This window comes from Streptomyces sp. NPDC055013 (assembly GCF_053608645.1).
The window spans coordinates 144,783-167,503 of sequence record NZ_JBSGVW010000013.1; the positions used below are offsets into that span (position 1 = coordinate 144,783).

General features: G+C 70.2%; 24 protein-coding genes and 3 tRNA genes. 22 read left to right on the forward strand and 5 right to left on the reverse strand.

What is annotated here, in order from left to right:
- Positions 1-71: 71 nt before the first annotated feature.
- Complete coding sequence (locus ACWGDB_RS19020; protein WP_453823472.1) at positions 72-1,280, reverse strand: sensor histidine kinase; 1,209 nt, start codon at positions 1,278-1,280, stop codon at positions 72-74.
- Between the two features lie 304 nt (positions 1,281-1,584).
- Between ACWGDB_RS19020 and ACWGDB_RS19025 the strand changes: the two genes are divergently transcribed.
- The 13 genes from ACWGDB_RS19025 to ACWGDB_RS19085 all read left to right on the forward strand — a co-directional run bounded on the left by ACWGDB_RS19025 (position 1,585) and on the right by ACWGDB_RS19085 (position 14,357).
- Entirely contained in the window at positions 1,585-2,007 is a 423-nt protein-coding gene (locus ACWGDB_RS19025; RefSeq protein WP_328424719.1) for an NADH-quinone oxidoreductase subunit A, read from the forward strand.
- Positions 1,998-2,663 (forward strand): NADH-quinone oxidoreductase subunit B, encoded by a 666-nt coding sequence (locus tag ACWGDB_RS19030; protein WP_453823473.1) that lies wholly within the window; start codon positions 1,998-2,000, stop codon positions 2,661-2,663. Before ACWGDB_RS19025 ends, ACWGDB_RS19030 begins: the two co-directional genes overlap by 10 nt.
- Positions 2,660-4,360 carry an NADH-quinone oxidoreductase subunit C gene (locus ACWGDB_RS19035; protein WP_453823474.1) on the forward strand — a complete coding sequence of 567 codons (1,701 nt, stop codon included), beginning with the start codon at positions 2,660-2,662 and terminating at the stop codon, positions 4,358-4,360. The genes ACWGDB_RS19030 and ACWGDB_RS19035 overlap by 4 nt, the downstream gene beginning before the upstream one ends.
- The gene (locus tag ACWGDB_RS19040; RefSeq protein ID WP_453823475.1) at positions 4,357-5,325 is read left to right on the forward strand and encodes a complex I subunit 1/NuoH family protein; all 969 of its coding nucleotides are present in this window, start codon (positions 4,357-4,359) and stop codon (positions 5,323-5,325) included. Before ACWGDB_RS19035 ends, ACWGDB_RS19040 begins: the two co-directional genes overlap by 4 nt.
- Before the next feature lie 113 nt (positions 5,326-5,438).
- Complete coding sequence (locus tag ACWGDB_RS19045) at positions 5,439-5,960, forward strand: 4Fe-4S binding protein (RefSeq protein ID WP_451170474.1); 522 nt, start codon at positions 5,439-5,441, stop codon at positions 5,958-5,960.
- Positions 5,957-6,652: an NADH-quinone oxidoreductase subunit J family protein gene (locus ACWGDB_RS19050; RefSeq protein WP_453823476.1), complete on the forward strand. Its 696-nt coding sequence runs from the start codon at positions 5,957-5,959 to the stop codon at positions 6,650-6,652. Before ACWGDB_RS19045 ends, ACWGDB_RS19050 begins: the two co-directional genes overlap by 4 nt.
- Positions 6,652-7,041, forward strand: coding sequence for an NADH-quinone oxidoreductase subunit NuoK (gene nuoK / locus ACWGDB_RS19055; RefSeq protein WP_453823477.1), 390 nt, complete (start codon positions 6,652-6,654; stop codon positions 7,039-7,041). The genes ACWGDB_RS19050 and nuoK overlap by 1 nt, the downstream gene beginning before the upstream one ends.
- Positions 7,038-9,032: an NADH-quinone oxidoreductase subunit 5 family protein gene (locus ACWGDB_RS19060; protein ID WP_453823478.1), complete on the forward strand. Its 1,995-nt coding sequence runs from the start codon at positions 7,038-7,040 to the stop codon at positions 9,030-9,032. Before nuoK ends, ACWGDB_RS19060 begins: the two co-directional genes overlap by 4 nt.
- 6 nt (positions 9,033-9,038) lie before the next feature.
- Positions 9,039-10,613: a complex I subunit 4 family protein gene (locus ACWGDB_RS19065; RefSeq protein WP_453823479.1), complete on the forward strand. Its 1,575-nt coding sequence runs from the start codon at positions 9,039-9,041 to the stop codon at positions 10,611-10,613.
- Positions 10,610-12,133, forward strand: a complete 1,524-nt coding sequence (locus ACWGDB_RS19070; protein ID WP_453823480.1) for an NADH-quinone oxidoreductase subunit N — start codon at positions 10,610-10,612, stop codon at positions 12,131-12,133. The genes ACWGDB_RS19065 and ACWGDB_RS19070 overlap by 4 nt, the downstream gene beginning before the upstream one ends.
- A gap of 240 nt (positions 12,134-12,373) precedes the next feature.
- Positions 12,374-13,234, forward strand: a complete 861-nt coding sequence (htpX, locus tag ACWGDB_RS19075; protein ID WP_328424705.1) for a zinc metalloprotease HtpX — start codon at positions 12,374-12,376, stop codon at positions 13,232-13,234.
- On the forward strand, positions 13,231-13,626 hold the full coding sequence (locus ACWGDB_RS19080; RefSeq protein ID WP_369272815.1) for a YccF domain-containing protein: 396 nt from the start codon (positions 13,231-13,233) through the stop codon (positions 13,624-13,626). The genes htpX and ACWGDB_RS19080 overlap by 4 nt, the downstream gene beginning before the upstream one ends.
- A gap of 164 nt (positions 13,627-13,790) precedes the next feature.
- Entirely contained in the window at positions 13,791-14,357 is a 567-nt protein-coding gene (locus ACWGDB_RS19085; protein WP_453823481.1) for an SMI1/KNR4 family protein, read from the forward strand.
- A gap of 365 nt (positions 14,358-14,722) precedes the next feature.
- Here ACWGDB_RS19085 and ACWGDB_RS19090 read toward each other — a convergent pair whose 3' ends face one another.
- Positions 14,723-15,994, reverse strand: a complete 1,272-nt coding sequence (locus ACWGDB_RS19090; protein ID WP_453823482.1) for an APC family permease — start codon at positions 15,992-15,994, stop codon at positions 14,723-14,725.
- Between the two features lie 137 nt (positions 15,995-16,131).
- Between ACWGDB_RS19090 and ACWGDB_RS19095 the strand changes: the two genes are divergently transcribed.
- Positions 16,132-16,398, forward strand: coding sequence for a GlsB/YeaQ/YmgE family stress response membrane protein (locus ACWGDB_RS19095; protein ID WP_427840405.1), 267 nt, complete (start codon positions 16,132-16,134; stop codon positions 16,396-16,398).
- A 176-nt stretch (positions 16,399-16,574) separates the two neighbouring features.
- Here the strand turns inward: ACWGDB_RS19095 and ACWGDB_RS19100 are convergent, their stop codons facing one another.
- Positions 16,575-17,063: a YajQ family cyclic di-GMP-binding protein gene (locus tag ACWGDB_RS19100; protein ID WP_453823483.1), complete on the reverse strand. Its 489-nt coding sequence runs from the start codon at positions 17,061-17,063 to the stop codon at positions 16,575-16,577.
- Between the two features lie 225 nt (positions 17,064-17,288).
- Between ACWGDB_RS19100 and ACWGDB_RS19105 the strand changes: the two genes are divergently transcribed.
- Both ACWGDB_RS19105 and ACWGDB_RS19110 read left to right on the forward strand, forming a co-directional pair.
- Positions 17,289-17,370, forward strand: a tRNA-Tyr gene (locus tag ACWGDB_RS19105).
- An 85-nt stretch (positions 17,371-17,455) separates the two neighbouring features.
- The gene (locus ACWGDB_RS19110) at positions 17,456-17,668 is read left to right on the forward strand and encodes a hypothetical protein (RefSeq protein ID WP_453823484.1); all 213 of its coding nucleotides are present in this window, start codon (positions 17,456-17,458) and stop codon (positions 17,666-17,668) included.
- A 430-nt stretch (positions 17,669-18,098) separates the two neighbouring features.
- Here ACWGDB_RS19110 and ACWGDB_RS19115 read toward each other — a convergent pair whose 3' ends face one another.
- On the reverse strand, positions 18,099-18,755 hold the full coding sequence (locus ACWGDB_RS19115) for an SDR family oxidoreductase (protein WP_427840394.1): 657 nt from the start codon (positions 18,753-18,755) through the stop codon (positions 18,099-18,101).
- 163 nt (positions 18,756-18,918) lie between these two features.
- Positions 18,919-20,184: an amidohydrolase family protein gene (locus tag ACWGDB_RS19120; RefSeq protein WP_453823485.1), complete on the reverse strand. Its 1,266-nt coding sequence runs from the start codon at positions 20,182-20,184 to the stop codon at positions 18,919-18,921.
- A 283-nt stretch (positions 20,185-20,467) separates the two neighbouring features.
- Between ACWGDB_RS19120 and ACWGDB_RS19125 the strand changes: the two genes are divergently transcribed.
- From ACWGDB_RS19125 to ACWGDB_RS19150, 6 genes are all read left to right on the forward strand, one after another.
- Positions 20,468-20,540, forward strand: a tRNA-Thr gene (locus tag ACWGDB_RS19125).
- A gap of 46 nt (positions 20,541-20,586) precedes the next feature.
- Positions 20,587-20,659: transfer RNA gene (locus ACWGDB_RS19130), tRNA-Met, on the forward strand.
- 89 nt (positions 20,660-20,748) lie between these two features.
- Positions 20,749-20,913 (forward strand): 50S ribosomal protein L33, encoded by a 165-nt coding sequence (rpmG, locus tag ACWGDB_RS19135; protein ID WP_003948671.1) that lies wholly within the window; start codon positions 20,749-20,751, stop codon positions 20,911-20,913.
- 134 nt (positions 20,914-21,047) lie between these two features.
- The gene (locus tag ACWGDB_RS19140) at positions 21,048-21,512 is read left to right on the forward strand and encodes an FAS1-like dehydratase domain-containing protein (RefSeq protein WP_383610006.1); all 465 of its coding nucleotides are present in this window, start codon (positions 21,048-21,050) and stop codon (positions 21,510-21,512) included.
- A 5-nt stretch (positions 21,513-21,517) separates the two neighbouring features.
- Entirely contained in the window at positions 21,518-21,946 is a 429-nt protein-coding gene (locus ACWGDB_RS19145) for a MaoC family dehydratase (protein WP_383610003.1), read from the forward strand.
- A gap of 112 nt (positions 21,947-22,058) precedes the next feature.
- Positions 22,059-22,625: a TetR/AcrR family transcriptional regulator gene (locus tag ACWGDB_RS19150; protein ID WP_453823486.1), complete on the forward strand. Its 567-nt coding sequence runs from the start codon at positions 22,059-22,061 to the stop codon at positions 22,623-22,625.
- Positions 22,626-22,721 lie beyond the last annotated feature (96 nt).

A 22,721-nucleotide genomic window follows, 5' to 3' on the forward strand; every position in this document is an offset into this window, starting at 1 on the left:
TGCTGCGCCGCAGGTCCACGGACCATGGAGGCCGTCGGCGTCTTGAACGGGGGGTTTTCCCTACCCCTGCGCTACTCCTGCCCGGGAACGCGGTCGCGCCAGGGCAGCTCAGCCGTCACGGTCGTAGGGCCGCCCCGGGGTGACTCGATGACGAACAGGCCGTCCACGGCGTCCAGCCGGTCGGCGAGACCGCGCATGCCCGTGCCGCCGTCGAGGCGGGCGCCCCCGCGGCCGTCGTCCCCCACCTGGATGAGCAGCCGCTCGTCCGAACGCCACACCTCGACCGACGCCGACTTCGCGCCGCTGTGCTTGCTGACGTTCTGCAGCAGTTCGGAGACGGTGAAGTAAGCGATGCCCTCGATGGCCGCGGCCGGTCTGGACAGCAGGTCGACGGTCACCTTCACCGGCACCGTGCAGCGCGACGCGACCGCCGAAAGGGCGGCATCCAGGCCGCGGTCGGTGAGGACGGCCGGATGGATGCCGCGGGCGAGATCCCGTAGCTCCTGAAGCGCCAGTTTCACCTCGCCGTGCGCCTCCGCGACCATCGAGGCCGCCCCGTCGGGATCCTCCAGCAGCTTCTCCTTGGCCAGCCCCAGCCCCATGGCCAGGTTGACCAGACGGGCCTGCGCGCCGTCGTGCAGGTCGCGCTCGATGCGCCGCAGATCGGCCGCGGCCGTGTCCACCACGACCCCCCGGTCCGACTCCAGTTCGGCGATACGGCGCTCCAGCTCGTCGGAGGGCGACAGCAGGCTGCGCACCATCGCCCGGTCCGCGTTCGCCAGGCCCCGCGCGATGAACGGCAGCACCGGCCACAGCACGAACAGTGAGGTCAGCGTGATGGCGAAGGTGAGGACGCCCCAGGGCAGGCGGATGAAGTCGTACAGGATCGTGCGCCAGCCGACGGGGTCCTTCAGCGCCAGCCACAGCTGTGGGAAGAAGCCGTCCTTGCCGCCGCGCAACGGCAGCCGACTCGGCTCGTCCACCTGCAACCCGAGCAACGCACGCGCGCGGGAGCGCTCCAGCTTGCCCAACTGCCGCGCGCCCAGCAGGCCGGCGGCGAGCAGCGGGAACCCGATCACCGTCAGCGTCAGCAAGGCGCCGGTGAACAGCACTGTCACGACGTAGACGAAGCCGAGCAGCGACATCGGAAGGTTCGCCAGGAGGTGCGCGATCTCCTTCCAGGTGTGCCGGTCGTAGGCGAAACGGGCGGGCGGCAGCGGCGGCTGGTCACCCTCGGAACGCCGGGAGGCGTCCCACGAAGGGCTGGGGCTTTCGGTCATATGGGCTAGCGTGCCGCGCGGTGCGCCGCCGCGCCATGAGGCGGACCGCCGCGGTGTTCCGGGGGAAATCCCCACCCCCGCCCCGAACCTCGCGACCGGCCGGGGATCGGCCGCCGTATCCCGACGGCGGACGTGCGGCGTCCTGGGGCGAGTCTCGACGAGATCTCAACGTGTGACGGGCTGCTTACGCTGTCTTTAGCAGGGCCTAGACTCCCGTGCGTACAGATCGTCGAACAGCGGTGTTCACGAGAACACAGGTCGCAGGACACTGGTAGGCAACGAGGTCAGGGAGCGAGGGGCGGACGTGTCGGAACAGACCGTCGTCGTCGCGGCGGATGTGCATTACGTCGTCGTCTCGGCGGACTACTTCCAGTCCTACTCGGTCGTCGGACTGCTTGCCGTCATCGGCGTGCTGTTCGTCGCCGTCGCCTTCGGGGCGGGCCGACTGCTGCGCCCCGTGGTCCCCACGCCCGAGAAGCTCCTGACGTACGAGTGCGGCGTCGACCCCGTCGGCGAGGGCTGGGCCCACACCCAGGTCCGCTACTACGTCTACGCCTTCCTCTACGTGATCTTCGCCATCGACTCGATCTTCCTGTTCCCCTGGGCGACGGTGTTCGCCGACCCGGGCTACGGCGCGACCACCCTCGTCGAGATGTTCATCTTCCTCGGCTTCCTGGCCGTGGGCCTGCTCTACGCATACAAGAAGGGCGTCCTGGCATGGACGTGACGCCAGAAGTGAACTCGCCGGAGCGCGCGGAAGTGGATTCGCCGGAGCCCGTTCTGCTCCCGGAGCCGAAGCGGCTGGGCGCCTTGGCCCGCCTCGCCCCCGAGCCGATGAAGGTGATCCTGAACTGGGGCCGCCGCTACTCGCTCTGGGTCTTCAACTTCGGGCTCGCCTGCTGTGCGATCGAGTTCATCGCCGCGTCGATGGCCCGCCACGACTTCATCCGCCTCGGCGTGATCCCCTTCGCGCCCGGCCCCCGGCAGGCCGACCTCATGGTCGTCTCGGGCACGGTCACGGACAAGATGGCCCCGGCCGTGAAGCGCCTGTACGAACAGATGCCCGAGCCGAAGTACGTCATCTCCTTCGGCGCCTGCTCGAACTGCGGCGGCCCGTACTGGGACTCCTACTCCGTCACCAAGGGCGTGGACCAGATCATCCCGGTGGACGTGTACGTCCCCGGCTGCCCGCCGCGCCCCGAGGCACTGCTCCAGGGCATCCTGAAGCTCCAGGAGAAGATCGCGCGGGAGTCGCTGGGGGAGCGGTACGGCGCCGGCACGGCCCGGCCGTCCACGGCGGCGTTGCAGAGTGGGCTGGTGCGCGGGCCGGGGGCGCCCGGCGGCGGAACGGGTGCCGACGGCACGGGGGAGGCCGACCGATGACGACGATCGGCTGGCTGCCCGCCCCCGTCGAGGACCTCTTCGGCCCGGAGGCCACGGCCGAGGAGTCCTACGAGGTCCTGACGGTCGACGTCCCCCCGACATCCTGGATCCCGGCACTCGAAGCGGCCCGCGACGAGCTGGGCTGCACCTACTTCGACTGGCTGAGCGCCGTCGACGAACCCGGCACGGGCTTCCGCGTCGCCGCTCACGTCGCCGCCCTCTCTCCGGTACGGCGCCTGCTGGTCCGCACGACAGTCCCGCACGAGGCACCGACCCTGCCCTCCGCGATCGGCGTCTACGCGGGCGCGGCCTGGCACGAGCGTGAGACGCACGAAATGTTCGGCGTCGCGTTCACCGACCACCCCGCCCTCGACCACCTGCTCCTCCCGGAGAACTTCGAGGGCCACCCCCTCCGCAAGGACTTCGTCCTGGCCGCCCGCGTCGCCAAGGCCTGGCCCGGCGCCAAGGAACCCGGCGAGTCCGAACACGGCGGCCCCAAACGCCGCCAAATGCTGCCCCCAGGCGTCCCCGACCCGAACGAATGGGGCCCCCTGAAGGGCCAACTCCCCCCTGCCCCGGCCCGCCCGGCCCGCGGCGCCGCACGCACACCCGGAGAACGGCCGACCCGCGCAGCGGGCGAGCGACCGGTCCGACGCGCACGCACGGCGGCGGAGGGCTCGGCGAGCCAGGCGGAGACGCCGGCTGCGGGTGAGACTCCGACGGGCGCTCCTGCTGCGGGTGCGGCGCGGCGGTCGCGTACGGCGGCGGAGGGTTCGGCCAGCCAGGCGGCGGCCCCGGCTGCGGGTGGGGCTCCTGCAGCGCGGCGTTCCCGTACGGCCGCGGAGGGCTCGGCCAGCCAGACGGAACCCTCGGCTGGTGCAGCGCCCGCGACGGGTCCGGCGCGGCGTGCGCGCACGGCAGCCGAAGGGTCGGTCAGTCAGCAGGATGCGAGCAGGGAGACGCCCACTACGGCTCAGCAGGAGACGGCTTCGGGAGCCGAGGCGTCGGCCGGCGAGGCGGCCGCTACGGATTCCGAGAACTCGCCGGAGGCCGACGGGTCTCCGGCGGACACCGGGACGCCGGCGACCACGTCCGGCACGTCGACCACATCGCGCCGCACGCGGAGCGCGGGCGAGGGCTCGGCAAGCCAGCGGACCCCTTCCGAGATGGGGGCATCCCGCGAGGCGGCGTCGGATGCAGCTGCTTCCGGTGCGGCTGCGTCCAAGGCGGCTGCAACGGATGGGGCGTCGGCTGACCCGGCCGACGAAGCCACCACACCCTCCACCCCGTCGGCCACCCCCAAGCCCCTCTCGGCCCCCCGCAGCTCGGACGCCCCCTGGCACCACGCCCGCCCGGCCTTCGACGAACCGGCAGCCGAGCCACGGCCCGGAGCCGAGCCGCAGACCGGACCCGGACCCGGACCCGGACCCGGGCCCGAGCCCGAGCCCGAGCCCGAGCCCGAGCCGAAGAGCGTGGCCGAGGAGCAGACCCAGACCCAGACCGAGCCGCAGGCCGAAGCCGAGGCCCAGGCCGAAGCCGGGGTCCAGCCCGAGGCCGAGGCACCGTCGGAGACCCCGGCGAAGCCAGGCCCATCCGACCCCGCAGTCACGCCCGAAGACGCCGAAGACGCCGCCGACGAGAACCCGAACCACCCGCACCACCCGAACCGCACAGACCCCTCAGGAGGCCCGCAGTGAACGACGCGCTCGACGTCACCCTGCGACTCCTGATCGTCTTCGTCGTGTTCCTCACCTTCCCCCTGCTCATCGGCCAGACCGAGCACAAGGTGATGGCCCACATGCAGGGCCGTCTCGGCCCGATGTACGCCGGCGGCTTCCACGGCTGGGCCCAACTCGTCGCCGACGGCGTGAAGTTCGCGCAGAAGGAAGACGTCGTCCCGGCGGGCGCGGACCGCCGCATCTTCCAGCTCGCCCCCGCGGTTGCCCTCCTCCCGTACCTGCTCGTCCTCCTCGCCATCCCCATCGGCCCCAGCGAGGGCGCGGTCGGCGAGGTCATCGACGCGGGCATCTTCTTCGTCCTGGCGGTCATGGGCGTCGGCGTCCTCGGCTCACTCATGGCCGGCTGGGCCTCCGCCAACAAGTTCTCCCTCCTCGGCGGCCTCCGCACCGCCGCTCAGCTCCTCGCCTACGAACTCCCGATGCTGCTCACCGCCGCCTCCGTGGCGATGGCTGCCGGAACCGTCTCCCTCCCCGGCATCCTCGACGCCTTCGAGTGGTGGTGGCTGCCCTGGCAGATCGTCGGCGCGATCGTCTTCTTCATCGCCGGCCTGGCCGAGTTGCAGCGACCCCCCTTCGACATGCCCGTCGCCGACTCGGAGATCATCTTCGGCGCCTACACCGAGTACACCGGTCTCCGTTTCGCTCTCTTCCTCCTCGCCGAGTACGCCGGAATCGTCGTCCTGTGCGGCCTGACCACCGTTCTCTTCCTGGGCGGCTGGCACGGACCCTGGGGCGCCGACGGCCTCGGCTGGGTCTGGACCCTGCTGAAGACGGCACTCCTCGCCTTCATCGTGATCTGGCTCCGCGTCACCTACCCCCGCCTGCGCGAGGACCAGCTCCAGAAGCTCTCCTGGACCCTCCTCGTCCCCCTCTCCCTCGCCCAGATCGCCCTCACCGGCATCGTCAAGGTGGTGATCCAGTAACCATGTCCCGCCCGTCACCCGACCACCACCACTCAACGACGCCCTCCGGGCGGCCCCGCCGATCGATTCCTGGCAGTGGCCTGGCCAAGGGCCTGGCCGTCACCCTCCGCACGATGACGAAGAAGTCCGTCACCGCGCAGTACCCGGACACCCAGCCCGACCTCCCGCCCCGCACCCGTGGCGTGATCGGCCTGTTCGAGGAGAACTGCACGGTCTGCATGCTCTGCGCCCGCGAGTGCCCGGACTGGTGCATCTACATCGACTCCCACAAGGAGACGGTCCCTGCGGCGGCCCCTGGCGGCCGCGAACGCAGCCGCAACGTCCTCGACCGCTTCGCCATCGACTTCTCCCTGTGCATGTACTGCGGTATCTGCATTGAGGTCTGTCCTTTCGACGCCCTGTTCTGGTCCCCGGAGTTCGAGTACGCCGAGACCGACATCCGCGAGCTCACCCACGAGCGCGACAAACTCCGTGAGTGGATGTGGACCGTGCCGGCCCCGCCCGCCCTCGACCCCGGCGCGGAGGAGCCCAAGGAGATCGCCGCAGCTCGCAAGACCGCCGAGAAGCTGGCGGCCACGCAGGCTGCGGAGGCCGCGCCGACCGAGGCGACCGAGCCGCAGGAGGGTGAGTCGTGACCCCCACCTCCACCGCGCTGAACCTGGCCGCCGACACCCACGGCTTCCTCTCCCCGACCGGCGTCGAGATCGTTTTCCTCCTGGTGGGGCTGGTCACCTTCGGCGCCGCGCTGGTCACCGTCACCACGCGGCAACTGGTGCACGCCGCCCTGTGGCTGGTGGTCACGCTCGGCGGCCTCGCCATCGAGTACCTCCTGCTCACCGCCGAATTCATCGCCTGGGTGCAGGTCCTCATCTATGTCGGTTCCGTCGTCGTCCTCCTCCTGTTCGGTCTGATGCTCACCAGGGCCCCCATCGGCCGCTCCCCGGACGCCGACTCCGGCAACCGCTGGGCCGCCCTCACCGTGGCCGTCGCCTCCGCGGCCACCCTGATCTGGGTGGTCGTGGACGCCTTCCGCGCTACCTGGATCGACCTCGACGGCCCTGCCGCAGGCTCCACCAAGGCCACCGGCGAGAGCCTCTTCCAAAACTGGGTCCTCCCCTTCGAGGCTCTCTCCGTCCTCCTCCTCGCCGCCCTGGTCGGCGCGATCGTCCTGTCCCGCAAGGCGAAGACCGAGTCGGGGTCTCCCTCTGTGAACTCCCGCGCCGTGACCGGTGGTTCCCCATCCGTCCCGGATTCCCGTAATCACCCGACCGGGCGAAACAAGCCGGTCAAGGGAACCGATCCGGCCGAGCAGGAAGGCGCCCGCTGATGCACCTCGCCTATCCCGCCGTACTCTCCGCCCTCCTCTTCTGCACCGGCCTGTACGGCGTGCTCGCCCGACGCAACGCGATCCTGGTCCTGATGTCGGTCGAGCTGATGCTCAACGCCGTCAACCTCAACCTGGTCGCCTTCGACGTCTGGCTCAGCAAGACCGCCGAGGAGACCCTGCACTCCGGCCAGGCGCTGACCCTGTTCACCATCACCATCGCCGCCGCCGAGATCGGCATCGGCCTGGCGATCGTCCTCGCCGTCCACCGCAATCGCGGCACCGCGGACATCGACAAGCTCCGCGACACCGCCGAGAGCCACGACACCGACGGCCCCGACTGCGACGCCTCCACGGCCCCGCAGGCCGAGAAGGCCGAGGCCACCGCGTGACCACGACCACCCTCGCCGTCCTCGTCCCCCTCCTTCCCTTCCTCGGCGCCGCGGCCGGCCTGCTCCTGGGCCGCACCGCTCCCGGCTTCGTCCGCCCGCTCGCAGTCCTGCCGACGCTGACGTCCCTCGTCCTCGCCGCGGTGGTCGCGGTGCGCCAGGGCGGAGACCAGGCGATCAACGCCGCCACCGAGCTGACACCCACCGGCTCGGTCCCGATCGACCTCGCCCTGTACATCGACGGCTTCGCCGCCCTCGTCGCCGTACTCGTCGGCGTCGTCGCCACCTGTGTGCAGATCTACTCCACGGGTTACCTGCGCGAGGACCCGCGCTACCCCTCGTACGCCGCTCTCGTCTCCCTGTTCACCTCAGCGATGCTGCTCGTCGTCTACTCCGGCGACCTGATGGTGATGCTGGTCGGCTGGGAGATCATGGGCATCTGCTCGTACTTCCTGGTCGGCCACTACTGGGAGACCCCGGAGGCACGCGCCGCCTCCATCAAGGCGTTCCTGGTGACCAAGCTCGGTGACGTCCCCTTCCTCATCGGCCTGTTCGCGCTGGCCACCGACGCCGGGTCCTTCCGCATCACGAAGATCCTCGGCACCGTCGCGAGCGGCGGACTCGACCACCCGACGCTGATCGCCCTGCTGCTCCTCGCGGGCGTGGCGGGCAAGTCGGCGCAGTTCCCGCTGCACACCTGGCTCCCCGACGCGATGGCGGGTCCGACGCCCGTCTCCGCGCTGATCCACGCCGCGACGATGGTCGCCGCCGGTGTCTACTTCATCGCGCGTCTCCTCCCGGTCTTCGAGGCCTCCCAGGCCGCGATGATCGTCCTCGCCGTCATGGCCGCCGTCACGATGGTCGGCTCGGGTATCGCCGCGCTCGCCCAGGACGACATCAAGCGCGTCCTCGCCTACTCGACGATCGGTCAACTCGGCTACATGACCGGCGCCCTCGCCGTCGCCGACCGCGGTGCGGCCGTCTTCCACCTCCTGTCCCACGGTGCTTTCAAGGCGCTGCTGTTCCTCGCGGCCGGCGTGATCATCCACGCCGCCGGCACCAACTCGCTGGCCGCCATGTCACGCATGACCCACCTGCGCAACCGCGTCCCGGACGCCTTCTGGACGATGACCGTGGCGCTCCTGGCGCTCGCCGCGATCCCACCGTTCAGCGGGTTCTTCTCCAAGGAGTCCGTCCTCGGTGCCGCCGAGCACGTCGCCACCGGCCACACCGAGCACGCCCCCGGTGCCGCGGGCTGGATCGTCCTCGTCACCGCCCTGCTCACGGCCCTGCTCACCGCCGCCTACGCGATGCGCCTGTGGCTGCTGGCCTTCCACGGCCACGGCGCCGAGGCCCCCGACCACGGCAGGCAGCCCCTGACGATGACCGTCGTGCTGTGGGTGCTCGCCGTCCCGTCCCTCGCCGTCGGCGCCCTCGCCTACCGCGTGCTCCCCGACTGGTTCGACGGCCGCGACCTCGCCCCGACCCTCACCACCTCTGTCCTCGGCACGGGCGTGGCCCTCGTCGGCGGCATCGTCACCTACGCGGCCTGGCGCCACCTCGCGGCCGTGGCGGCACGCGTCCCGCTGGGTGCGGTCGCGGCCCACCCCGAGGGCGACGCCGCCCAGGTCGAGGCCGAGGCCATCGCCAGCCACGCGCCCGTGTACGGGGGTGTGGCCTACGCGCCCGACCCGGCGGACCCGGGCCGGCTGCTGCTCGGCCCGCTGCACCGGCATGCCGCCGTCGGCTTCCACCTCGACGCGGTGTACCGGACCCTGTTCGTCCGCCCGGTCCAGGGCGGCGCGAGTCTCGTCCGCTTCCTCGACCGCGAGGTCGTCGACACCTACGTGCGTGGTGCGGGTGCTCTACCCCGCTGGCTCGGCATCGCCGTACGGCGTGCCCAGACCGGCAATGTGCAGACCTATGTGAGCGCGCTGCTCGCCGGCACCGTCGTCCTGGCGGTCGCCGCCGTCCTCGTCGCCACGGGAGCGTGAGCAGGCGTGATCGATATCAACGAGTCCGTGATGCAGGTCCTTCTGGCGTTCGTCGTCGTCGGCCCGCTCCTCGGCGCCGCCGCGGCTCTTCTGCCCGCCCCGCCCGGGCTGAAAGGGAAGTCACCCGAGCAGGCCGTGCTCCGGCACGGTGTCACCGTCACCGGCGTGGTCCTCATCGCCGCCATCGTCCTGGTCCTCGGCTTCGACCACGACCGTCCGTCGAAGATGCAGGCCAGCACGGACATCAGCTGGATCCCCGCACTCGACGTGCGCATCCACCTCGGCATCGACGGCATCTCCCTCCCCCTTCTGGTACTGACCGCGCTGCTGACCTTCCTCTGCGCGCTCTACTCGTACTTCAAGATGCCTGCGGGCCCGACCCCGAAGGCCTTCGTCGCACTGGTGCTCGTCCTGGAGTCCGGCACCCTCGCCACCTTCGCCGTCCTCGACCTGCTGCTCTTCTTCCTCGCCTTCGAGATGGTCCTGATCCCGATGTACTTCCTCATCGCCCGCTGGGGCGGCGAGGGCCGGACCGCGGCCGCCTGGAAGTTCATCCTCTACACGCTGCTCGGCTCCGTGGTCATGCTGCTCGGCCTGCTCCTGATCGGAATCCAGGCGGGCACATTCGACATGGTGGCACTCGCCACTGACAACGGCCGGTCCCTGACTGCATCCGTGCAGGTCATCGCCGTTTTGTCGATCGGTATCGGGCTCGCGGTCAAGACGCCGATGTGGCCCCTGCACAGCTGGCTGCCCGACGCCCACACCGCCGCCCCGACCGTCGGCTCGGTTCTGCTGGCCGGCGTCCTGCTGAAGATGGGAACGTACGGGTTCGTCCGGATTCTCCTGCCGATCACCCCCGACGGCTTCGCCGACTTCGCGCCCTACCTCGCCGCGTTCGCCGTCGTCGGGATCATCTACGGGTCCCTGGCCTGCCTCGCCCTGGCCAAGCGGGGCGCGAAGGGCGACCTGAAGCGCCTGATCGCCTACTCCTCCGTCGGCCACATGGGCTTCGTCCTGCTCGGCATCGCCACGATGACCCCGACCGGCGTGAACGGCGCCCTGTTCGCCAACATCGCCCACGGCCTCATCACCGGCCTCCTCTTCTTCCTGGTCGGCGCGCTGAAGGACCGTACGGGGACCACCGACCTCGACACCCTCGCCGACAAGACCGGCGCGGCCCTCTACGCCAAGACGCCCCGCCTCGGCGGCCTCCTGGCCTTCGCCGCGGTCGCCTCGCTCGGGCTGCCGGGCCTCGCCGGGTTCTGGGGCGAGATGCTCGCGCTGTTCGGCGCGTTCGAGCCCGCGGCCCAGCTCAGCCGACCGGCCTTCCTGACCTTCATGGCGATCGGCGCCTTCGGCACCCTGCTGACCGCCGCGTACCTGCTTGTCGTGGTCCGCCGCGTCTGCATGGGTGCCGCGTCGCAGGAAGCCCCGAAGCTCGCCGACGTCCAGAGTTACGAGTTCGCGGCCTGGGCCCCGCTCGTCGTCCTCACCGTCGTCGCCGGACTGTGGCCGAAGACCCTCCTCGGCCTGACCGACCCGGCCGTGCAGCAGCTCCTCGCAGGAGGCACCCGATGAGCTCCCTGGCCCAGCCCCTGGCCGAGTCGGTGGTCCAGTCAGTCGACTGGCTCGCCATCGCGCCGCCCACCGTCGCGGCGGTCGTCGGACTCGTGGTCCTCGTGGCCGACCTGTTCGTTGCGGAGAACAAGAAGGCCCTGCTCGGCTGGACATCCGTGGCAGGCTTGGCCGGCTCCATCGTCCTGCTGCTGCCCCTTATGGACGGCGACCGCTCCACCTTCTGCCTGACCCGCGACGCCGCGGTTTGCAGCTATACGGCCGACCGCTTCACTCTCGTGATCCAGTTCCTGGTTCTCGGCGGCGCCCTCCTCGCGGCGCTCCTGTCGGTGACCGCTCTCAAGGACGCCGACAAGGAACTCCCCGAAGGGGAGTACTGGTTCCTGCTGCTCTCCTCCGCCGCCGGCGCCGCCCTGCTGCCCGCCTCCCGGGACCTGGCGACCCTCATCGTCGCGCTCGAAGTCGCCTCGCTTCCGGCCTTCGCGCTGGTCGGCCTCCGCTTCGGTGACCGCAAGTCCTCCGAAGCGGCCCTGAAGTTCTTCCTGTCCTCGGTCACCGCGACCGCGGTCAGCCTCATGGGCATCAGCTTCGTGTACGCCTCTACCGGCACCCTCTACCTCACGCAGATCGCCGACCGGATCCAGAACGTCGACGGACAGCTCGAGACCCTGGTCCGGACGGGAGTCGTCCTCACCCTGGTCGGCTTCGCCTTCAAGACGGCCGCTGTCCCCTTCCACTTCTGGGTCCCGGACACCTACGTAGGGGCGCCCCTACCGGTGGCCGCCTACCTCTCGGTCGTCGGCAAGGCGGTCGGCTTCACCGGCCTGATCCTCGTCACGGTCATCGCCCTGCCGTCATACGCCGACGTCTGGGGCCCGGCCCTCGCGGCACTGGCCGCCCTCACCATGACCGTCGGCAACGTCGGAGCCCTCCGCCAGCAGGCCACGCGCGCGTACAGCGCGGTACGCCTGCTCGCCTGGTCCTCCGTCGGCCAGGCCGGCTACCTCCTGGTGCCGATCGCCGCCGCCGCGTACTCCGACGACGGCGAGCGCGCCATCGGCTCCACCGTCGCCTACGCCCTCATGTACGCCGCCGTGAACCTCGGCGCCTTCGCAGTGGCCGCCCTGGTCGGCCGTACGAAGTCCCTGAACCGCATCAGCGACTACCGCGGCCTGTACGCCCACAACCCCCTGACCGCCCTGATCCTGGCCTTCTTCCTGCTCTGCCTGGCCGGGCTCCCGCCGGGCATCATCGGTCTCTTCGCCAAGGTCACGGTCTTCTCCGCCGCCGTCGACGCGGGCCTGGGCTGGCTGGCCGTGGTCATGGCCGTCAATGTGGTGATCGCGCTGTTCTACTACCTCCAGTGGACGGCCCTGCTGTTCCGTGCGCCCGAGGGGGAGGCAGGGAGGCACATCCTCCCTGCGCCGCTCACGGCCGCGATGGCCCTCACCGGTGTCGTCGGCATCGCCCTGTCCGGAGCCCCTCAGCTGATCCTGCGCTTTGCCGACACCGGGCTCTTCTGAGCCTCTGGCTCACCTCCTGTACGCGCGTGTCGATCACTCGACCCCCACGCGCGCGTAGCCGTGCGCCGGCGCCTTCACCCGGACGGCCCACGCCCGCCGCCCTGCGCACAAGGGAACCCGTGGCCCTCGCCTGGCGTTGACCAGTACAGAAGGGTCCACTGGACGTGAGACCACGGCACCAGTGGCATCGGAGATCGACCAGCAAAGGGTTCCCCTGCCGCACCACTTGGAGGGCGTACCGTGCACCGCCGGCACAACGGGCTCAGGACCGCAGTCCTCCTCGGGGGACTGTCCGCAGTCATCATCGTCATCGGCAGTTTCTTCGGCCGGATGGGGCTCGTCATTGCGGTCCTGATCGCGCTGGCCACGAACGCGTACGCGTACTGGAACAGCGACAAGCTGGCGCTGCGCGCGATGCGCGCCCGCCCGGTCAGCGAGTTCGAGGCCCCGGCCCTGTACCGCATGGTCCGCGAGCTCTCCACCCAGGCCCGCCAGCCCATGCCCCGCCTCTACATCTCCCCGACAGAGGCGCCGAACGCGTTCGCGACGGGCCGCAACCCGCGCAACGCGGCCGTGTGCTGCACCGAAGGAATCCTTCGCCTCCTCGACGAGCGCGAACTGCGGGGCGTCATCGGCCACGAGCTCAGCCACGTCTACAACCGGGACATCCTGATCTCGTCGGTCGCCGGCGCCCTGGCCTCGGTGATCATGTTCCTGGTCAACTTCGCCTGGCTGATCCCGATCGGCCGCTCCGATGACGACGACGGCCCCGGCATCCTCGGCATCCTGCTGATCATGATCCTCGGCCCGCTCGCCGCCACGCTCATCCAACTGGCCATCAGCCGCTCCAGGGAGTACGAGGCGGATGCGTCCGGCGCCCAGCTCACGGGCGACCCGCTCGCCCTCGCCAGCGCCCTGCACAAGCTCGAACTCGGCACCAAGCAGCTCCCGCTGCCCCCCGAGCCCCGCATCGAGACGGCCAGTCACATGATGATCGCAAACCCCTTCCGCCCAGGTCAGGGGTTCTCCAAGATGTTCTCCACCCACCCACCCATGGCGGACCGTATCGCCCGACTCCAAAAGATGGCAGGACCCCGATGAAGACCATCCTGAACGTCATCTGGCTCGTCCTGAGCGGCTTCTGGCTGTTCATCGCCTACCTGGCCGCGGGCCTGCTGCTGTGCATCACCATCATCGGTATCCCGTTCGGCATCGCGGCCTTCCGCATCGGCGTCTACGCGCTGTGGCCGTTCGGATACACGACGATCGAACGCCGCGACGCCGGAGCCCCCTCGTGCGTCGGCAACGTCCTGTGGCTGGTCCTCGCGGGCTGGTGGCTGGCCCTCGGCCACATCGCCACCGGCCTCGTGCTGTGCATCACGATCATCGGTATCCCGTTCGGCATCGCCAACTTCAAGCTGATCCCGGTGTCGCTGTTCCCGCTGGGCCGCGAAATCGTGCCGTCAGACCAGCCGTTCGCTCAGGGCTGGTAGCGGCTCACAGCGGGTAGGGCGAGTTGGGGGGCGAACCGAGAGGGGGCGCGCGAACCGTGCCGGGGGCGGGCGAACCGCGCCGAGCGATAGCCACGGGTTTTCCACAACCTCGGAGTTATCCACAGGCCCGCTCGATTGTCAGTGGCGGCTTGCATCATGAACGCATGACCGAGAACGAGCAGTTGCTGACGAGGGTGGCGGACAAGGCTCGCAACACCCGACCGTGGGGCTGGACTTCGCTCCCCGAGCCCGTGGACGCGGCCACCGTGGCACGTGCCGAGGCCGCTCTCGGCTTCGACCTGCACCCGCTGCTCGCCGACCTCTACCTACGTATAGGAGACGGTGGATTCGGTCCGGAGTACGGCCTGTTGCCCCTGCTCGACAGCTCTCCGGCCGGAGAACCCGCCGCCGTCATCCAATACCTCGCCAACCGCGAGAGCGGCCGTAAGGACCCCGACTGGCCATGGCCCGAGGGTGTCCTGCCGATATCCCACTGGGGCTGCGCGATGTACGCGTGCGTGGACTGCCACAGCCCACAGGCCACCGTCCTCCTCTTCGAACCCAACGCCGACGACGCCGACGGAGCCTGGTACGTGGACGCCCCTAGCCTCACGGACTGGCTGCGCGCCTGGGTCGACGGCACGGGCTGGTACGAGGAGATGAACGAGGAGCTGGAGCTGGCCCCTTGGACCGATTTCCGCATACGCACGGCTACGGCCGGGGCGTCCTGAGGAGACGCGGATCGGCGGTCCCCTGGTGGACCGGACGGTCGGTGGAGTGGCTCGACCGGTGGAGTGGAGCGATGGTCGGCGCGCACTCCGAGGGTGCTGAGTAGGCCGTTCTCACCGAGAGGAGTGACGTCAGCCCCGAGCGGACCGAAGGGCCGCGCGCACCGCCACGTGGTGGCAGTCTCCGGTCACTGAGGTGGCAGGCCAAGGCGCCCCGGCGACCTGCCGCCCCGGCGTCTGCTGCGGCTGCGATCGGTCAACACCCCCGCCTGGCAGAGACCGGTCACGCCACGCGGTTCGGTAGCCCCTCGCCCACACGTCGGCCCCGCAAGTCCCGCCCCCCAACCAGCGGCCGCGCAACCGTCGGCCTACCGCCCCTGGCCACCCCACCGCCGTGCCCACCACCGTCGGCCCCCGTACGCGACCACACCCACCGCCAGCACACCCGCACCGACACCAACCGAGACCCACGGAAGGGAGAACGCCAGGGCCACGCACCCGACGAGCCCCACCACCGGGACGACTCGCGAAGCCGCCGCCGAGTCGAGAGTCCAGGCCGAGGCATTGGCCACCGCGTAATACGCCAGCACGCCGAAGGAGGAGAACCCGATCGCGCCTCGGACGTCCACCGTGGCGGCCAGGACAGCGACCACCGCGCCCACGGCCAGTTCGGCACGGTGCGGCACCTGGAAGCGCGGATGCACGACGGCCAGGACGCCGGGCAGATGCCGGTCGCGGGCCATGGCCAGCGTCGTCCGCGAGACACCCAGGATCAGAGCCAGCAGCGAGCCCAGCGCGGCGACGGCCGCGCCCACCCGCACCACAGGCACCAGCCCCGGCACCCCGGCTGCCCTCACCGCATCGGCCAGCGGCGCGCCGGCCTGCCCGAGAGCCTCCGACCCCAGCACGGAAAGGACAGCCACCGACACACACACGTACACCGCCAGAGCGATGCCCAGGGCCAGTGGAATCGCCCGGGGGATCGTGCGCGCCGGGTCACGCACCTCCTCGCCGAGGGTCGCGATCCGCGCGTACCCGGCGAATGCGAAGAACAGCAGTCCCGCCGCCTGGAGCACTCCGCCCACACCGCCCGAGGCTCCGACGGCCAGGCGACCGGCGTCGGACTGCCCGGACCCCAGACACACGACCACCACACAAGCGAGGACAGCCAGGACCACTGCCACGATCGCCCGCGTCAGCCAGGCGGACTTCTGGACACCGCCGTAGTTCACCGCGGTCAGCGCCACCACGGCCGCGACCGCCACCGCATGCGCCTGGCCCGGCCAGACGTACGCGCCCACGGTGAGCGCCATCGCCGCACAGGAGGCCGTCTTGCCGACCACGAACGACCAGCCCGCGAGATATCCCCAGAACTCCCCGAGCCGCTCGCGCCCGTATACATACGTGCCGCCCGAGGCCGGATACAGGGCGGCCAGTCGCGCCGACGACGTGGCGTTGCAGTAGGCGACCCCGGCCGCGAGCGCAAGCCCGAGCAGCAGTCCGGACCCGGCCGCGCGTGCCGCCGGCGCGAGGGCGGCGAAGATCCCGGCCCCGACCATCGAGCCGAGTCCGATGACGACGGCGTCGCCGACACCAAGGGTGCGCCGCAGCTCAGGGGACGGGGAGCTGGACGCTGTCATGGCCCGAACCCTACTGATCGCTTGCAACCGAGGGGCGCCACCGTGACGTCCTGCTCATCAACAGAGCACGAACAAGCGCGCCCGAAATCACAGTGCCCGGAAAGTGCAGGCACAGCGCGGAAGGGCAGGTTCACGGCATGACGATCATCAGCTGGATCATTCTGGGGCTGTTGGCCGGGGCCATCGCCAAGGTTCTGCTGCCGGGCCGTGACCCGGGCGGCTTCATCGGCACGACGCTCATCGGCGTCGCGGGCGCGTTCATCGGTGGCTGGATCTCGGCCCGCTGGCTGGACCACCCGATCAGCAAGGACTTCTACGACGGCGCGACCTGGGCCTCCGCGATCGGCGGCTCCCTGGTGCTCCTGGTCGCCTACCGCCTCCTGTTCGGCCACTCTCGCAACTGAGCGAGGCGAGCACACCCCGGACCGCGGCCAGCAGGCGAGAAGGGTGGGCACCTGAGGTGCCCACCCTTCCTCGTACGGCGTCGAGGTCCCAGCCGTAGCCGTAGCCGTAGCCGTAGCCGGTGCCGGTGCCGGTGCCGGCACCGGTGCCGAGCTGATGTCGGCATCGGATCAGTTGCTCACCGGTAGTTCACGAACTGCAGCGCGAAGTCGAAGTCCTTGCCCTTCAGCAGGGCGATCACGGTCTGCAGGTCGTCCCGGCTCTTGGAGCTGACTCGCAGCTCGTCGCCCTGCACCTGGGCCTTGATGCCCTTCGGACCCTCGTCGCGAATGATCTTCGCGACCTTCTTCGCGTTTTCCTGGGAGATGCCCTCCTCGATCGATGCGAAGATCTTGTACTCCTTGCCCGAGAGCTGGGGCTCGCCCGCGTCCAGAGCCTTCAGCGAGATCCCGCGCTTGATCAGCTTGGACTGGAAGACGTCGAGGACGGCCTTCACCCGGTCCTCGGAGTTCGCCTCCAGCAGGATCTTTTCACCGGACCACGAGATCGAGGCACCCACGCCCTTGAAGTCGTAGCGCTGCGAGATCTCCTTGGCGGCCTGGTTGAGGGCGTTGTCGACCTCCTGCCGCTCGACCTTCGAGACGATGTCGAAACTGGAGTCGGCCATGTCCTGTGGCTCCTTGTATCGAGGTGCGTATGGGGTGCGTATCGGCGGGCGTGGGGGTGGCCGCCGAGCCCGGGGCAACCCGGGACCGCATCCGGACAAGCCTAGCCACCCCGTGTCCCCCGGGAGGCGATCAATCGGGTGGCGAAGCACCCCTCCGCATCGGGTATTGTTTACGTCGTTGCCAGCGAGCACCGCCGAAAAGCGGTTCGAAAGGCAGCAAACCCCGGCGGTGTGCCCGAGCGGCCAAAGGGAGCAGACTGTAAATCTGCCGGCTCAGCCTTCCCAGGTTCGAATCCTGGCGCCGCCACACTGGGGAAACCCCTCCGATCTGCGGAAACGTAGAGCGGAGGGGTTTTCGCGTTCCTGAGTCACGGCCGGGGCACACTGACCCCATGGCCACGCCCCGCAGAAGCTGCCCCGAGTGTCGTCGTGAGATCGCTGTCGTCGCCGGTCGGTTCGCGCGGCATGATCCACCCGGTGCGCGGGAGCACGGGGAGCTCGTGTCGTGCCCCGGATCGCGGCGGGCGACGCAACTCGGTGCCGCGCAGCCCGCATTGGACGGGTATGTCGTGCCCGATTTCCCCGGCCAGCTTCCGCTGTTCTGAGCACCCGTCGATGGCCCCCAGATCTCATCGAAGGTTCCGGCGTGCCCTGCGTAGAGCGCCACACCGCACCGGCGCGCCCTGCTCCGAGCCTCACACGGCTCCGCCGCACCGGCCCCAAGCGTCACTTCGCCGGCGGATGCTGGACGCCTGTCCGCGCACCCGTATCAACCGACTCGCCGCCCGCGTCCCGCCGCAGCCGATCCAACCGTAGGCGCACCAACCATGCGTGAATCAGCCGTACGCGATGGAGCCGTGCGCGACCTCGCCGCGCGCGATCCAGCTTCCCCACGAGTGGATGCGCAGCCGCGAACTGCCGCGCCCAGTACGTGCGTACCGCCTCGCAGCCTCGCAGCCGTGCGGCCGGCGCTCCGTCCATGACGTGCCGGGTGCCCGGAGGGAGCCCGAACTTCCGCCCCCTCCGAGCCCATCTTCAGTTCCCCGCCACCGACTTCACCGCCACCGACACCGGGGCCGAGCCGCTGATGAGTTCGAGGGTCAGGCCGGCCGTGGCCGGGGTGTCGAGCAACTCCGCGAGTGCGGCGGCCACGTCGTCGCGCGGGATCGGGCCGCGGCCGGTGTGGGCCTCCAGGCGGACCAGGCCGGTTCCGGCGTCGTTCGTCAGGGCGCCGGGGCGCAGGATCGTCCAGTCCAGGGCGTCCAGACCGCGGACGTACTCGTCGGCCGCGCCCTTGGCGCGCAGGTAGACGTCGAAGATCTCGTCGCCCTGGTGCCCCGGGTCCGCGCCCATGGACGACACGACCACGAAGCGCCGTACGCCCGCCTGGACCGCCGCGTCCGCGAACAGGACCGCCGCACCCTTGTCCACCGTGTCCTTGCGGCTCGTCCCGCTGCCCGGCCCCGCGCCGGCGGCGAACACCGCCGCGTCCGCGCCTCGTAGGTGTGCCGCGACCTCCTCGACCGAGGCCGACTCCAGGTCCAGCACGACGGGTTCGGCGCCGGCCTCCCGCAGATCGTCGCCCTGTTCGGCCTTGCGGATGATCCCCGCGACCTCGTTCCCACGCGCGGCGAGCAGGCGCTCCAGCCGCAGCGCGATCTGACCATGACCACCAGCGATGACAATGCGCATGTCTTCGACCGTACGCCCGGACAGCCCCGTTCGCCGCACGACTTCAGCCACGTCTCACGTCACCACGGGCACACGGCTCACATCCCCACGCCGGGCGCACGCCTCACGCGCGGGCGCCGGTGCACGAGCTGCTCGCGCACTCCCGGGCGAGCACCCATATCCCTCACGACACCTCGCCCCGCCCCTGCCGCGGCAGCCCCAACTCCGCGGCCACGGCTGAGTTGCAGTACTCCCGCACCGCGCTCGTCCGTGCCACCACGCGCCCCCGGTGCACCACGATGCGGCTGTACGCCAGCGAAAGCGCCCCCGCCAGTCGGTCCCCGCGCACCGCCAGCAACTCGGCCGGGAAGCCCGCCTCCACCCGCACCTCGGGCAGACCCAGCACCGCACGCGCCGACCCACTCACGGCGTCGTACGCGTCCTCGGGGCGCAGCCCGTGACGTGAGGACAGCAGGTAGGCGGCCTCGAGTGGGTCCCCGCGTCCCACCGGGTTCGACACATCCCTCATGGCGCCGCTCCCCGCGGCGACGCGTACGCCCGCGGCGCGCAGCAGTCGTACGGGCGCCGTGCTCCGTCGTTCGGCGCCCCCGCAGCCGCCCTGCGGCAGGCACACCACCGTCACCCCGGCCGCCGCGAGCTGGTCCGCGGTGCGGGAAGCCACCTGGGCGGGCAGGCGGCCCAGGCCGCCGCAGGGACCGAGGGTCACGCCGGGGCGCAGTCCTCCGGCCATCGCGGCGAGCCGGGCCAGGCGTGCCGGGTCGGTGGCGTCGGTGTGCAGATCGACGGGGCAGCCGTGCTCGGAGGCGACCTCGAGGACCGCCTCCACGTAGCCCGTCGGATCCGGGTCCAGGTCGGGGCAGCCGCCGACCACGGACGCGCCCATCTTCAGCGCGTCCCGCAGCATCGCGAGCCCCTCGGCCCCGGCCACTCCGGTCAGCAGCCGTGGCATCGCCACCGTCGTCAACTCGGTGAGCCCGCGCAGGGAACGCCGTGCTTGCAGGACCGCCTCCAGCGCACCCAGCCCTTGCACGTCGCCCACGCGCACATGTGCCCGCAGCGCGGTCGCCCCGTGCCCGAGTTGGAGCAGGGCGGCCTCGGTGGCGCGGCGCTGGACGTCCTGGGGCTCGTAGGAGACGGGTCCGCCCTCGTCGGCCGAGAGTGCGGTGTCGCCGTGGGCGTGCGGTTCGGCCGGGGCCGGCAGAAGCAGGTAGCCGCCGAGGTCCACACGCGCGCCGCACGCGTACGTGCCGTCCCCCGCCAGGCTCCCCGCCGTGCCGACCGCCTCGATGCGCCCGCCGCCCAGCCGTACGTCCACTGTCCGGCCGTCGGTGAGCCGCGCCCCGCACAGCAGCAGAGCACCCGGGTCGGCCGGTCCGGACGAGCCCGACGAGGACGACGAGTGCGGCGGCTGGGGATGACTGTCGGGCATCGCGCTCCAGAGACTCGGGCTGCGCATCGGGCCGCGGGCACGGTGCCGGGGGGTGCGCCGGGCCCGCAAGATCACGCAGAGTGAGTCGAGCCTAGGGTGGCGATACGGCCCGGGCGCGCAGGAGCGCAATAGTCGTACCGGTGTGGTCGGCCGAACGGAGCCCTCCCACGCGGTGCCGCAGTGGCCCGTGAGACGCCTGCGCGGTGCTCCGTTCGGCCCCCGGCAGGTGCCGCGAAACGGATTTGGGTGAACGGCCGCTGAGCGTGTAATGTCTTCATCGCTCGCCCCAATAGCTCAGTCGGTAGAGCGTCTCCATGGTAAGGAGAAGGTCTACGGTTCGATTCCGTATTGGGGCTCTGGTGTGTGAGGTTTCCGTCGCGAGACGGGAACCGATCGCATCACAGCGGTGTAGCTCAGTCGGTAGAGCAAGCGGCTCATAATCGCTGTGTCACCGGTTCAAGTCCGGTCACCGCTACTGACAGTAGCCGATTGCGGGGTCGGTCCTTCGATCGGCTACTCTTTTATGCGTTAAACCATCCCATCCGTTCGTCAAGGAGCACTCACGTGGCTGCCACCGACGTCCGCCCGAAGATCACGCTGGCCTGCGTGGAGTGCAAGGAGCGGAACTACATCACCAAGAAGAACCGGCGTAACAACCCGGACCGACTTGAGATGAAGAAGCACTGCCCGCGTTGCAATGCGCACACCGCGCACCGCGAGACGCGATAAATCAGGCTCGTACGCGAGGCCGCCCCCGATCGTGGGGGCGGCCTCGCGTCGTTTCCGCCCCGGTTACCGGTCGGTTCGACCGATCCCGGTGAACCAGCAGGTCAACGGCAGCAGACAGCAGGAGGTGCCGAGCCATGGCGCTCGACCAGTCCTTCGTGGGGCGGAGTTACCCGCCCACCGAGCCCTACGAGGTGGGCCGGGAGAAGATCCGTGAGTTCGCGGAGGCGGTGGGGGACGCCAACCCGGCGTACACGGACCCGGATGCCGCCAAGGCGCTCGGCCACCCCGATGTGATCGCCCCGCCGACCTTCGTGTTCTCGATCACCTTCAAGGCCGCCGGCCAGGTCCTCAAGGACCCGCAGCTGGGCCTGGACTACAGCCGCGTCGTGCACGGCGACCAGAAGTTCTCCTACACGCGCCCGGTGCGCGCCGGTGACCGGCTGGCCGTCACGTCGACCATCGAAGCCATCAAGTCCATGGCGGGCAACGAGATCCTGGACATCCGCGGCGAGGTCCACGACGAGGCGGGGGAGCACGTCGTGACCGCCTGGACCAAGCTCGTGGCTCGTGGCGCGGACGCCGAAGAAGGGGAGGGCTGAGACCCATGACGGCGAAGATCGCGTACGGCGATGTCGAGGTCGGCACCGAACTGCCGCCCCAGAGCTTCCCCGTGACCCGCGCCACGCTCGTCCAGTACGCGGGCGCCTCGGGTGACTTCAACCCGATCCACTGGAACGAGAAGTTCGCTAAGGAGGTCGGGCTGCCGGACGTCATCGCGCACGGCATGTTCACGATGGCCGAGGCGATCCGTGTCGTGACCGACTGGACCGGCGACCCCGGCGCGGTCGTCGAGTACGGCGTCCGCTTCACCAAGCCCGTCGTCGTGCCGAACGACGACCAGGGCGCCACGATCGAGGTCAGCGGCAAGGTCGCGGTCAAGCTCGACGACAACAAGGTCCGCGTGGACCTGACCGTGAAGAGCGCCGAGCAGAAGGTGCTCGGGATGTCCCGGGCGGTCGTGCAGCTGGCGTGAACGGCACGCGTGTGTCGTGATGCAAGGGGCGTCCTCCCTGGTGGGCGCCCCTTACGCATTCTCCGGCCATCCCCGCTTGCCTGGTTAGTGATTGAGTACTAACTTAGATTCCATGGCCAGGATGAGCGCAGAAGAACGGCGTGAGAGCGTCGTCCGTGCGGCGATGACCGAGTTCGCCCGCGGTGGCTACTACGGGACGTCGACCGAGGCCATCGCCAAGCGGGTCGGTGTCTCGCAGCCGTATCTCTTCCGGCTCTTCCCGGGCAAGAAGGCGATCTTCCTCGCGGCGGCCGAACGCTGTGTGGAGGACACCATCCGGATGTTCGCGGAGGCCTCCGACGGGCTGGAGGGTGAGGATGCCCTGCGCGCCATGGGTGCCGCGTACCGGAAGGTCGTCTCCGACCAGCCCGAGCGGCTGATGATGCAGATGCAGATGTACCTCGCCGTCGCGGCCGCCGAGCAGGAGGGCGACCACGAGTTCGGTGAGGCCGTACGTGCCGGCTGGATGCGGCTGTGGGACACCGTCCATCTGCCGCTGGGGGCGGACGTCCATGAGACGACGACCTTCATGGCGTACGGGATGCTCATCAACTGCCTCGTCACCATGGGTTTCCCTCCCGACCACCGAGTCTGGGCGGGGATGGAACCGCCGAAGCCGGCCGGGGAGCAGCAGGCGTAGAAGCAGGGTGAGGTGGCTCACCTGAATTCTTCATGATCTCGAAAGTTAGTGACTAATAACTACTCAAGCAGTTCGACGCAGGAACCGGAACGCATC

Coding starts and splice junctions, on each gene's coding strand:
- ACWGDB_RS19020 (WP_453823472.1), bottom strand. CDS start 1,280: ATGACCGAAAGCCCCAGCCCTTCGTGGGACGCCTCCCGGCGTTCCGAG.
- ACWGDB_RS19030 (WP_453823473.1), top strand. CDS start 1,998: ATGGACGTGACGCCAGAAGTGAACTCGCCGGAGCGCGCGGAAGTGGAT.
- ACWGDB_RS19035 (WP_453823474.1), top strand. CDS start 2,660: ATGACGACGATCGGCTGGCTGCCCGCCCCCGTCGAGGACCTCTTCGGC.
- ACWGDB_RS19045 (WP_451170474.1), top strand. CDS start 5,439: ATGACGAAGAAGTCCGTCACCGCGCAGTACCCGGACACCCAGCCCGAC.
- nuoK (WP_453823477.1), top strand. CDS start 6,652: ATGCACCTCGCCTATCCCGCCGTACTCTCCGCCCTCCTCTTCTGCACC.
- ACWGDB_RS19070 (WP_453823480.1), top strand. CDS start 10,610: ATGAGCTCCCTGGCCCAGCCCCTGGCCGAGTCGGTGGTCCAGTCAGTC.
- ACWGDB_RS19080 (WP_369272815.1), top strand. CDS start 13,231: ATGAAGACCATCCTGAACGTCATCTGGCTCGTCCTGAGCGGCTTCTGG.
- ACWGDB_RS19085 (WP_453823481.1), top strand. CDS start 13,791: ATGACCGAGAACGAGCAGTTGCTGACGAGGGTGGCGGACAAGGCTCGC.
- ACWGDB_RS19090 (WP_453823482.1), bottom strand. CDS start 15,994: ATGACAGCGTCCAGCTCCCCGTCCCCTGAGCTGCGGCGCACCCTTGGT.
- ACWGDB_RS19095 (WP_427840405.1), top strand. CDS start 16,132: ATGACGATCATCAGCTGGATCATTCTGGGGCTGTTGGCCGGGGCCATC.
- ACWGDB_RS19100 (WP_453823483.1), bottom strand. CDS start 17,063: ATGGCCGACTCCAGTTTCGACATCGTCTCGAAGGTCGAGCGGCAGGAG.
- ACWGDB_RS19110 (WP_453823484.1), top strand. CDS start 17,456: ATGGCCACGCCCCGCAGAAGCTGCCCCGAGTGTCGTCGTGAGATCGCT.
- ACWGDB_RS19115 (WP_427840394.1), bottom strand. CDS start 18,755: ATGCGCATTGTCATCGCTGGTGGTCATGGTCAGATCGCGCTGCGGCTG.
- ACWGDB_RS19120 (WP_453823485.1), bottom strand. CDS start 20,184: ATGCCCGACAGTCATCCCCAGCCGCCGCACTCGTCGTCCTCGTCGGGC.
- ACWGDB_RS19140 (WP_383610006.1), top strand. CDS start 21,048: ATGGCGCTCGACCAGTCCTTCGTGGGGCGGAGTTACCCGCCCACCGAG.
- ACWGDB_RS19145 (WP_383610003.1), top strand. CDS start 21,518: ATGACGGCGAAGATCGCGTACGGCGATGTCGAGGTCGGCACCGAACTG.
- ACWGDB_RS19150 (WP_453823486.1), top strand. CDS start 22,059: ATGGCCAGGATGAGCGCAGAAGAACGGCGTGAGAGCGTCGTCCGTGCG.